The organism is Candidatus Kuenenia sp., assembly GCF_039794105.1.
Taxonomy (GTDB): domain Bacteria; phylum Planctomycetota; class Brocadiia; order Brocadiales; family Brocadiaceae; genus Kuenenia.
Genome location: NZ_JBDIWA010000056.1, coordinates 1 through 10,105, shown reverse-complemented (window position 1 = coordinate 10,105; position 10,105 = coordinate 1). Strand labels below are relative to the sequence as shown.

At 41.2% G+C, this 10,105-nt stretch carries 13 protein-coding genes and 1 pseudogene; all 14 read left to right on the top strand.

The genetic code is table 11. The annotated features are described in order from the left end of the window. Window positions 1-361: 361 nt before the first annotated feature. A complete protein-coding gene (locus ABJL82_RS16070; protein ID WP_347275722.1) occupies window positions 362-640 on the top strand; it encodes a hypothetical protein in 279 nt (92 codons plus the stop codon). 129 nt (window positions 641-769) lie between these two features. After that, window positions 770-949 (top strand): hypothetical protein, encoded by a 180-nt coding sequence (locus ABJL82_RS16065; RefSeq protein ID WP_347275721.1) that lies wholly within the window; start codon window positions 770-772, stop codon window positions 947-949. Between the two features lie 124 nt (window positions 950-1,073). Further along, the gene (locus ABJL82_RS16060) at window positions 1,074-1,586 is read left to right on the top strand and encodes a hypothetical protein (protein ID WP_347275720.1); all 513 of its coding nucleotides are present in this window, start codon (window positions 1,074-1,076) and stop codon (window positions 1,584-1,586) included. An 81-nt stretch (window positions 1,587-1,667) separates the two neighbouring features. Beyond that, window positions 1,668-1,928, top strand: a complete 261-nt coding sequence (locus ABJL82_RS16055; protein ID WP_347275719.1) for a hypothetical protein — start codon at window positions 1,668-1,670, stop codon at window positions 1,926-1,928. 233 nt (window positions 1,929-2,161) lie between these two features. Then, window positions 2,162-2,608, top strand: a complete 447-nt coding sequence (locus ABJL82_RS16050) for a hypothetical protein (protein WP_347275718.1) — start codon at window positions 2,162-2,164, stop codon at window positions 2,606-2,608. A gap of 208 nt (window positions 2,609-2,816) precedes the next feature. Beyond that, window positions 2,817-3,641 (top strand): hypothetical protein, encoded by an 825-nt coding sequence (locus tag ABJL82_RS16045; protein ID WP_347275717.1) that lies wholly within the window; start codon window positions 2,817-2,819, stop codon window positions 3,639-3,641. 151 nt (window positions 3,642-3,792) lie between these two features. Then, window positions 3,793-4,236, top strand: coding sequence for a hypothetical protein (locus ABJL82_RS16040; RefSeq protein ID WP_347275716.1), 444 nt, complete (start codon window positions 3,793-3,795; stop codon window positions 4,234-4,236). 455 nt (window positions 4,237-4,691) lie between these two features. Then, complete coding sequence (locus ABJL82_RS16035; protein WP_347275715.1) at window positions 4,692-5,051, top strand: DUF883 domain-containing protein; 360 nt, start codon at window positions 4,692-4,694, stop codon at window positions 5,049-5,051. 943 nt (window positions 5,052-5,994) lie between these two features. Next, on the top strand, window positions 5,995-6,141 hold the full coding sequence (locus ABJL82_RS16030; protein WP_347275714.1) for a lmo0937 family membrane protein: 147 nt from the start codon (window positions 5,995-5,997) through the stop codon (window positions 6,139-6,141). A gap of 156 nt (window positions 6,142-6,297) precedes the next feature. After that, a complete protein-coding gene (locus ABJL82_RS16025) occupies window positions 6,298-6,504 on the top strand; it encodes a DUF3185 family protein (protein WP_347275713.1) in 207 nt (68 codons plus the stop codon). Window positions 6,505-6,546: 42 nt separating this feature from the next. Further along, on the top strand, window positions 6,547-7,992 hold the full coding sequence (locus ABJL82_RS16020) for a catalase (RefSeq protein ID WP_347275712.1): 1,446 nt from the start codon (window positions 6,547-6,549) through the stop codon (window positions 7,990-7,992). Window positions 7,993-8,041: 49 nt separating this feature from the next. Continuing rightward, window positions 8,042-8,608, top strand: coding sequence for a hypothetical protein (locus tag ABJL82_RS16015; RefSeq protein WP_347275711.1), 567 nt, complete (start codon window positions 8,042-8,044; stop codon window positions 8,606-8,608). Window positions 8,609-8,765: 157 nt separating this feature from the next. After that, on the top strand, window positions 8,766-9,581 hold the full coding sequence (locus tag ABJL82_RS16010) for an alpha/beta hydrolase (protein ID WP_347275710.1): 816 nt from the start codon (window positions 8,766-8,768) through the stop codon (window positions 9,579-9,581). 223 nt (window positions 9,582-9,804) lie between these two features. Beyond that, window positions 9,805-9,948 (top strand): annotated as a pseudogene (locus ABJL82_RS16005) (DUF3096 domain-containing protein); the annotation flags it as partial. Window positions 9,949-10,105: the final 157 nt, after the last annotated feature.

Genomic DNA, 10,105 nt, shown 5'->3' with positions numbered 1-10,105 from the left:
GACCTTAAGGCGGGCATAGCCCACGTCGTTTCATATTTCAAGTAAAGCAATGGCCGCGCGTTGGGCTTGGTTTAATGTACAGGAATTTCAATCTTTTGTAATTTCTCTCTATCGGTAGGACAAGCGTTCCCCCAGGAGATAAGTATATGTTTAGGAAAATTGGTATTACGGCGGCGTTTGTAGGTGCATTACTGTTTAGCGCTGGTGTTGCTAGTACCTTGTACGTGCAAGCATTAATATAGTTTAAATTTATTTTTGTCATAAGTATTTTTCTTACGAATATTTTGCTAAGCCCGGTAATCATACTGAGAATGTTCTCAGTGGTTCGGGTTAAGCTTTTTAACAAGAGGAGGAGAAGAAGATGTTAAAGAAATTTGGATTAGGTCTGGTTTTTGTTGGTGCATTGATGTTTGGTGTTTGTACAGTAAATACTGTGTTGGTTGGCTCTGTTGTGGCAGGTCATGAAGAGGGACATAAATGCGAAAAATGCGGACACTTGCCAACGAAACCAGAGAATGATTGCAAGTGTGTATGTCACGCAAAGAGTGATGTTGAAAGTAAATGCGAAAAATGCGGACACTTGCCAACGAAACCAGAAAATGATTGCAAGTGTGTATGTCACGCAAAGAAGGGTTATTAATATCACAAGCAAAGACATACATCGTCCTTCGGCTATGCAATGGGTAGCCGTGTGGTGTGTCTACTATCGTGGCGTTAGTAGCATCGTATAATATCCGTTTGGTACTTTAATTTGAAAGGAGGTAAGTATATGTTTAGGAAAATTGGTATTACGGCGGCGTTTGTAAGTGCGTTAATGTTTAGCGCTGGTGTTGCTAGTACCTTTGCAAAAAATCCTGATTGCCCGGACAGTTGTAAGTGCCCGGACAATGTAACATGTGCAAAAGATTGCACAAAGGACAAAACAGATCATTGTACGTGCAAGCATTAATATAGTTTAAATTTATTTTTGTCATAAATTTTCTTGTTATGAATACTTTGGTAAGCCTGGCAACTTTACTGAGAATGTTCTCGGAAGTTCGGGTTAAGCTTCTTAACAAGATGAGGAGAAGAAAATGTTAAAGAAATTTGGATTAGGTCTGGTTTTTGTTGGTGCATTGATGTTTGGTGTTTGTACCGTAAATACTGTATTGGTTGATTCTGTTATGGCGACAAGTCATGAAAAGGGGAAAAGTGGCGATATTGGTCAGATAGTCGATATTGCTCAGATACCGGATGTAGTCAGGACTGCAATAGAGAAGGAAACCGCTGGCAGCACCGTCAGGGAAATAGTGAAAAAAGAGGCTGACGGCAAAGTGTGTTATGCAGTCGAGTATGTAAAGGACGGCATGAAAAAAACACTCAAACTCACAGAAGCAGGCGCTGTTGTGGCAAGTGAGGGGGAAAAGGTCGATATTGCTCAGGTACCGGCTGTGGTCAGGACTGCAATAGAGAAGGAAACCGCTGGCGGCACCATCGAGGGAATAGTGAAACATGAGGCCGATGGCAAAGTGTGTTATGCAGTCGAGTATGTAAAGGACGGCATGAAAAAAACACTCAAGCTCACAGAAGAAGGGAAAATAAAATAATTTTCATGCAAGCACGGCAACCTTACTGAGAATGTTCTCGGTGGTTCGGGTTAAACGCTTTAACAAGAGGAGGGGAAGAAAATGTTAAATAAATGTGCAGACGAGGGAACAAAGATCAATATTACTCAGGTACCGGCTGTGGTCAAGGCAGCAATTGAGAAGGAAACTGCTGGCTGCACCATCGGTGGAATAGTGAAACAAGAGGCCGATGGCAAAGCGTGTTATGCAGTCGAGTGTGTAAAGGATGGTGTGAAAAAAACACTCAAATTCACAGAAACCGGCACTATTGTGATCGGTGACGAGAAAAAAGTCAAGAGTGGCTCAGGCGCCAGTTGTTGTTAAAGCTACAATGAAACGGAAACTGGCGGCGATACCGTCAGCGTGATTCTCAATATCAATCAGATCAACGAAATCCTGCAGTCAGTTAATAACTGACTGCAGGATTAAGTTTTAAAACAGATATATCGTGAAATACTTTTTTATAGACAGGGGAAAGAGTTGTTCTGTGGGTTAATCGGGTGTGAAGTGCTTAGATGCTTTTTAATGGTGCGCTCCACCAGAAAGGATGTAAAGATATGAAAAAAATTGAATTTATGGCAGCAATATGTGTCCCTCTGTTTTTTATGACATCTTGTAGCAAGAAGACACCAGAAAAACCAGAAATACAAGTGTCATCAGAAGATGTCAAACGTGAAACAGGGAAAGCTCTGGAAACTACTAAAACTTACTTCAGACAGGAAAAAGAGAGATACCAGAAGGAAGTTGAAGCGACATTAAACGAACTCGGGGATAGAATAAAAGGTCATGAGTCAATGGCCGCCGGGAAAGCAGGGGAAGAAACAAGGGCCGAGTACAATGAGATAATTGAAGAGTTACGAAAGAAACAAGAAGAAGCGCAAAGAAAGTTAAACGATATCAAATCCAAAAGTGTTGACGAATGGAAGGATTATAAATCCGGAATGGATGCAGCCCTGGAAAATCTGAAGAATTCTTATAACGATGCTGTTTCTCATTTCAAATAATCTTCGTGCGGGCTAGTGAAAATTATGAATACCAAAAAGATAATTTGCCATATTATTTTGTGTATTTTAACGGATATTGTTAGACAAGATAAACAAACATTCATAGGTTTTGCAAAAATTAAAATCAGCGACCACTTTGTGTTGTAATGTATGAAAATCAAAGGAGGGTTGTCTAAAAAGTTAAGCGGTTGAGAAGTCGGGAATGTATATGTTAAATCACAACTTCTCACCTTTCATTATTTTTCATGAAACGAAAATGAAAAGTTTTATAGCAAGCATCACATTTATAGTAATATTTGTTTTGAGTGGAAACGTTTTATCGGAAGAAAATAAACGAGCTGAGATCCAGGAGCCATCCCAAGATGCTAAGGACAACGGTCTGGAAAAACAAGACAATGAAAAGGCACAGAAGGTAAAATATGTAATTGATTTTTCAAATTATTCAGGAGGTTCTGTCCGTAAATGGTTGGAATCGAAGGGGCTTTATTATAAGGGCGCAGCTAAGTATCCTGCGAAAATTGAATTCTCCATTCATGATGGTGCGTTGTTTATTAAAACCAAGCAACCCGTCAGAGGTTTTCTTGTTTGTAAGGATATCATTCTTCCGGAAGTTTCTAAAGTAAGAATTGAATGGGGAATTATTAAATACCCAAAGGATGCTTCCTTTGAGAGAGAAAATAGGACTCAAGCCTTGGGTTTATACATATTTTTTGGTCCAGAAAAATTGTCCAGTGGGTATTTTATGATACCGGATTTACCCTATTTCTTAAGCCTATTTCTCGGCGAAGCTGACGAAATTAACATACCTTACAAAGGGAAGTATTTTCAAGCAGGTGGGCGTTATGTTTGTGTAGGAAACCCGGAACTTAAAGAAACGGTAATTTCAGAGTTTGATTTGACCAGTGCGTTTCGAACATATTACGAAAAAGAGTCTCCCGCAATATCTGGTTTATGTCTTGAGGTTGACACTACTACAACTGGAGGAGGAGGAAAAGCCGAGGCTTATATTAAACGCATTGAATTCCTCGAATAAACAGCATGCGCGAGACTATACATTGGTTGCGAGATAACAGAAAAGATCGCTGTGTAAAGAGAAGATGCTGTCTCAATCACGTGTTCTCTTAATAAAACCCCAAACCAAAAAGAAAGTTAAAGGTGCGCTGCACCAGAACGGACGTAAAAGTATGAAAAAGATTGAATTTATGGCAGCAATATTTGTTCCGTTGTTTTTTATAACGGCTTGTAGCAAGGAGACGCCTGAAAAAGTAGAAACCCATGTGTCGTCAGAGGATGTCAAACGCGAAACAGGGGAAACTCTTGAAACGAAAAAAACTTACATGGCACAGCAAAAAGAGAAATACCAAAAAGATGCTGAGTCAACATTGGATTACCTCGGTAATAAGATAAAAGACCTTCAGGCAAAGGCCGGGCAGGCAGGGACAGATACCAAGGCCAGGTACAATGAGATAATTGAAGGATTACAAAAGAAGCAAAGAGAAGCACAAGACAAATTAAATGAGCTCAAATCGAAAAGCGCTGACGCCTGGGAGGATGTTAAATCCGGAATGGATGCAGCTCTGGAAAATCTGAAGAATTCTTATAACGATGCTGTTTCTCATTTCAAATAATCTTCGTGCGGGTTAGTGAAAATTATGAATACCAAAAAGATAATTTACCATATTATTTTGTGTATTTTAACGGATATTGTGAGACAAGATAAACAAACATTCATAGGTTTTGCAAAAATTAAAGTTAAGGCAGTGATTTACTACATCAAAGCCATTAGATTTATACGGCGAATATGCATCGGTATTGTTCTCTTAATTTTGAGTTTAGTTGTCATGATCTGTGGTTTTATATTTTTGCATGTAGCGTTTCTTTATTATTTTCCTTTGAGTAAAGAAGTAAAGGCGTTAGTTATCTTTTCCCTCGGTATTGTCTATTTTCTGGTCCCGCTAGGGGTTCTTCTTTACTTTACTTCACAGAGATTTTGGATGAAATTTTCGAAAGCAAATACATTGATACAAAAAGTTTTGGGTACGGTTTCTGAAGATAAAAAATAAATGAGAAAGGATATGATGTTATGGATAACCAAGCGAAAGAAAATGCGGGAGACATATTAAAAATTGACGAAGCGCTTGAATTGCTGGATAGAGAATTAAAAGGAAAGAGCGATGAGATTAATCGATTGATTAGTGAAAAATATTCAAATCTCAAAGAGATTATAAGCGGGGCAACACACACAGGCAGGGAAACGATGGAAAAAACACGGCAAACTTTGGAAGAGGCGGTTGCTAAGGGAGAAGAGAAAACGAAAGAAATAGGGATGGAAATTGATCGAAAAGTTCGTGCTAATCCATGGTTGGCAGTAAGTATTGCTGCCGTTGGTGGCTTCCTCTTATGCTATATCTTAGAAGCAGGTAAACGTTCAAAAAGTGCTTAGCAGGTTTTTCGTTTTTTGATAATGCACTTTATGGGTAACTATCCGGCGTAATCTATTAAACTACCGAAGCACAATTCGTTTCCAAATTCATGTTTGGGAATGTAATGGCACTGGAAACTACATTCGCGGGTTCAGGTTTGTAACTGTTCGGCTGAGCTCACGACGAAGCCTGAACCAAACGTTTTATACTTTCAATCCAGCCTTCTATTAACAGAACAAATGACAAATAAATTCCAGATTCCAAACAAGGATTTTATGCTTTGGGCATTGGAATTTTACTGCAGTACATGACCCCATTATACGCATAAACCCATAGGTTCAGGTTGCAAACCTGAACCCGCCGGGGATATTGTTGTATGTTTTGAATTTTATGCTTTGTCATTCGGAGTTGCTTCGTATTTCGTATTTTTTATTTCATGCATGTTTGCTTATAGCTTGTCCACCAAGGGCACATTACACTTCGCGGGTTCAGGTTTGTAACCTGAACCAAACGTTTTATACTTTCAATCCAGCCTTCTATTAACAGAACAAATGACAAATAAATTCCAGATTCCAATAGAATGTCCAGCGGGTAAAAAGCAGTATGGACATATTTTCAATACCCCCATTTTCAGGTATTGACAGGAAAAAAAAACTGTCTATATTGGATATAGAGAAAAAGCATCTGCTTCACAGTATAAATTAAGAAACTAAGTAATTTGCCAAACTGCCGGAGTGTAGAGACAACTTGTTCCCAAACCTTGTACTGAACATATTGAAGTACCTGTTTGGGAAGGAGCCGTGTAATGTTTACGCTGAATAGTTACCTTTATTGACGAGAATTCAAACATGGAATTAATAACATGCTTGAAATATTCAAGACTGCACAAAAAGACGCAAGAATAGGTAGAAAATTAAGACTAAAAATTTAAATACTTAACCAAAAAAAGAAAGGAGAATTACTATGCTTTTAGTTATTGCGGCTATTCTGATCATATTGTGGATCCTGGGCCTGGTCACTTCCACCACTCTGAGCGGTTTCATTCACATTATTCTGGTGATCGCCATCGTGGTCATAGTGCTTAATTTCATTCGCAGACGAAAATCTTAGCGACCACTTTATGTCGTCAGATATGAAAAACAGTGTTGGCTTACCCCACCTTAATCCCTCACACCAAGGGTAAGGGAAAAATATTGCCGATCCTTCAATGGGAGGGCAAGGTGGGTGGGGGCTGAATCATTATGAAAATTAAAGGAGGATTTTTCTATGAACAAAGTAGTCTCGCTCGCAATTCTTGCCGGGGGTATATTGCTTATAATCTTTGGCGTCAGCGCAACGAAGTCATTCAGTTCTGATATTTCCCGGTTTTTCACCGGCTCGCCTACCGACAAGGCGATATGGATGTTAATAGGCGGCGCTGTCGCGGTCGTTATCGGTTTGATTGGACTGTTGCGTTGGTCAAAGGGAAGTTGAGAGTGTTGGCTTGTTTTTACATCAATTGAAAGGTGAAAAGAAATGAGTAAACCTAAAGTCTTAACTACGGCAGCAGGCATACCTGTCTGCGATAATCAGACTTCCCTCACCGCCGGAGAGCGAGGCCCTGCATTGCTACAAGACCATCATCTTATTGAAAAACTGGCACATTTTAACCGTGAACGTATCCCCGAGCGTATTGTCCATGCAAAAGCAGCCGGTGCACATGGAACTTTCATCGTGACCAAAGACATCACCCGATACACAAAAGCCAGAATCTTTTCGGAAATTGGGAAAAAAACTGATGTGTTCGGCCGGTTTTCTACTGTGGCAGGGGAAAAAGGGTCTGCAGATACGGTTCGGGACGTCAGAGGCTTTGCATTGAAATTCTACACCGAAGAAGGCAATTGGGATATGGTAGGAAACAATACTCCCGTGTTTTTTGTACGGGATGCCATAAAATTCCCCGATTTAATCCATACCCAGAAACGTGAACCTCAAACCAATCTAAGATCAAAAACCATGATGTGGGATTTCTGGTCACAGGTTCCGGAATCATTGCACCAGGTAACTATCCTGTTTTCGGATCGCGGCATTCCCATGGGTATCCCTTTTATGCATGGTTTTGGTAGCCATACCTATAGCTTTATCAATGTAGGCAATGAACGTTTTTGGGTGAAGTTTCACTTCAAGACGCAACAGGGCATCAAGAATATGACTTCGGAAAATGCGGTTCGTATTGCAGGAGAAGATCCCGACTATCATACACGTCTGTTATTTGAAACTATCGGGCGTGGGGATTACCCTAAATGGACATTTCATGTTCAGGTGATGCCGGAAGCTGAAGCGGAAACTTATCGGTGGAATCCGTTTGATTTAACCAAGGTCTGGTCGCATAGTGACTATCCTTTGATCGAGGTAGGGGTATTGGAGATGAACCGCAATCCATCGAACTATTTTGCCGAAGTCGAGCAGTCTGCTTTTTCTCCGGCTAACGTTGTTCCCGGTATTTCCTTTTCTCCATGTAAAATGCTCCAGGGACGTATTTTTGCCTATGCAGACGCTCAGCGGTATCGGCTGGGAGTGAACTTTGAGCGACTACCGATAAACCGTCCGATCGCCACGGTAGCAAACACCTACCAGCGGGACGGCTTCATGAGATTCGATGATAATGGTGGCGCTTCGGTAAATTATGAGCCTAACAGCTTCGGAGGGCCCAAAGCAGATCCCGCGTATAATGAGCCGCCGCTGAAAATTTCAGGTGACGCGAATCGCTATGAACAGGAAAGAGGCGTTGATGATGATTTCGTTCAACCCGGAAATCTCTTTCGGCTGATGCCGACTGACGAACGGAAACGACTTATTGAAAACATTGTGTCAAGCCTTAAAAAAGCGCCGAAAGATATCCAGGAAAGGATGGTTCCGTATTTTTACAAAGCAGAGAAGGTTTATGGAGAAGGTGTTGCAAAGGGATTAGGACTTGCATAATTGAATAACACGTTCTGCATTTGAGCCGGGAATAGAAAGGAAAGGTAAAATGATCTTTAAAAGCATAAAGAAAAATATAGGGTTTGGCTTATTCGCGATCTTTGGGTGCTATCTCGTCTGTTTGTTGTCGCCTATCCTTGCTAATACACAGCCTGGTATAACGACTACCGATAAAAAATATATTGTTCTGGCAGCAGAATATGCCCTTCAAAAGTTTCAGGACGAAACGATAGATAGTCTGTTACCGGATTATATCGGTAGTTCTTTGCATCAGTATCGGGAATTGCTAAAGCAAACCTCCAAAATTGATGTATCAGATGAGTTAAATGAAACAGAAATAAAAAAACTGGCGGATGAGTGCGAAAGGATTTTTAATGACCTCAATAATGCTATACAAGAAAGGAAAACTACCGAGGAGGAGACTGGGAGAAGAGGAAGTCTTGACGATTGTTTAATTAATTGTGAAAGCGCCAACTTAAGACGTTTAGAGCAAACAGAGGAAAACGACTGGTTTGGTAGGTTTAATTGTAATTTAGATGCATCAAGTTGTGTGTTTGGATGCTACGTAGACGTAGCAAATGAAGAGAGATTAAAAGGAGGTATTCCGAAAGATTGATTACCTGAGAGTAAACGCCTTACCAGCAAAAATTATATTCGGGAATATGTTTAGAAGTGTTCGTAAATAATTTAAACAGATTAAAAAACCACAGTATCGTAGGTGCATGGTTAGCAAAGAGAACATTATGTAACCAAACACGAGAAAGGAGTATCTCATGCAAGGCAACGAGTTTATTGAAGTTGAGACGAACGTCCGTCTCCACATTAGGGATTGGGGGCAAGGCAAGACAATCGTGTTCATTCCTGGATGGCCATTGAGCCACGAGATGTATGAGTATCAGTTTACTCAGTTGCCTAAGCAAGGTTATCGTTGCGTGGGTATCACGCTGCGCGGCTTCGGCAAATCGTCCAAGCCCTGGGGCGAATATACCTATGATGTCTTTGCGGATGATGTTAAGAAAGTGCTTGAGGCACTTGACCTGCGCGACGTCACACTGGCAGGTTTTTCAATGGGCGGCGCTATTGCCCTGCATTACATGGCCTGCCACAAAGGGGAGAGAGTATCAAAGCTGGCTCTCTTTGGTGCGGCAGCACCGAGCTTCACCAAAAGACATGGTTTCCAATACGGCTTGGAGCCAGCAGCCGTTGATGGTTTCATCGAGTTGTGCTACGCAGACAGAGCAAAGCTTAATGAGGATTTTGGCAAAATCTTTTTCAGCAGCGAGAATGCAGTGAGTCTGAAGCTTGGCGAGTGGTTTCACAATATGGGAATGGAGGCATCTTCTCATGCTACCGCAGCCTGTCTTATTGCACTGCGGGACACTGATCTGCGGGGCGACATGGCAAAGGTCAACGTGCCGACTATGATTTTACACGCCACACAGGACAAGATATGCCTTTTTGAACTGGCGGAAGCGATGGCAGCAGGAATTAAGGGGGCAAAACTGATCGGATTCGAGAACAGCGGGCACGCCCTATTCTACGAAGAGAAAGAGAGGTTCAACACCGAGCTAACTAACTTCGTTGGTTAAATGCTGTAGTAGTCTGCATCAATTTCGGAGGTACTCGTGAAGTTCTCGTACGCCCTGCGAACTGTGAGGGGAGTAGTGAATATGCCGCCCGCGAAACACCAGATACGCTGAACAGGTAAAGGACAGCAGCACAGCGGCCTTGGCTCTCGTCCACCGTCCGAATATCCATGCCGGGGGATCGAAAAAACGTTAGCGTGAAAGAAAGGCGCGTTTTTATGATTGTATACTTTTAGAACCGGTACTGGTACTGGTACTGGTACTGGTACTGGTTATAGGCATATTAATCTTGTTTGTGCCAGGGCTGTTAAATTATTTCGTTGCCATCTATTTTATTGTCGGTGAAATTTTGGGTTTGTTACAGAGATGGTTTTTATGGCTTTGCGCTGGCTGGGAAAAGGAAATGCATTCCGCCAGTCATTTCAGCGAAGTTCTTTATCATAATAAAGGAGGAGACAAATATGTCAAAGTTGAAGATGTTTTATCGATGTTTATTTCTAAGTCTTTCATTGGCGCTTTTTTCATTG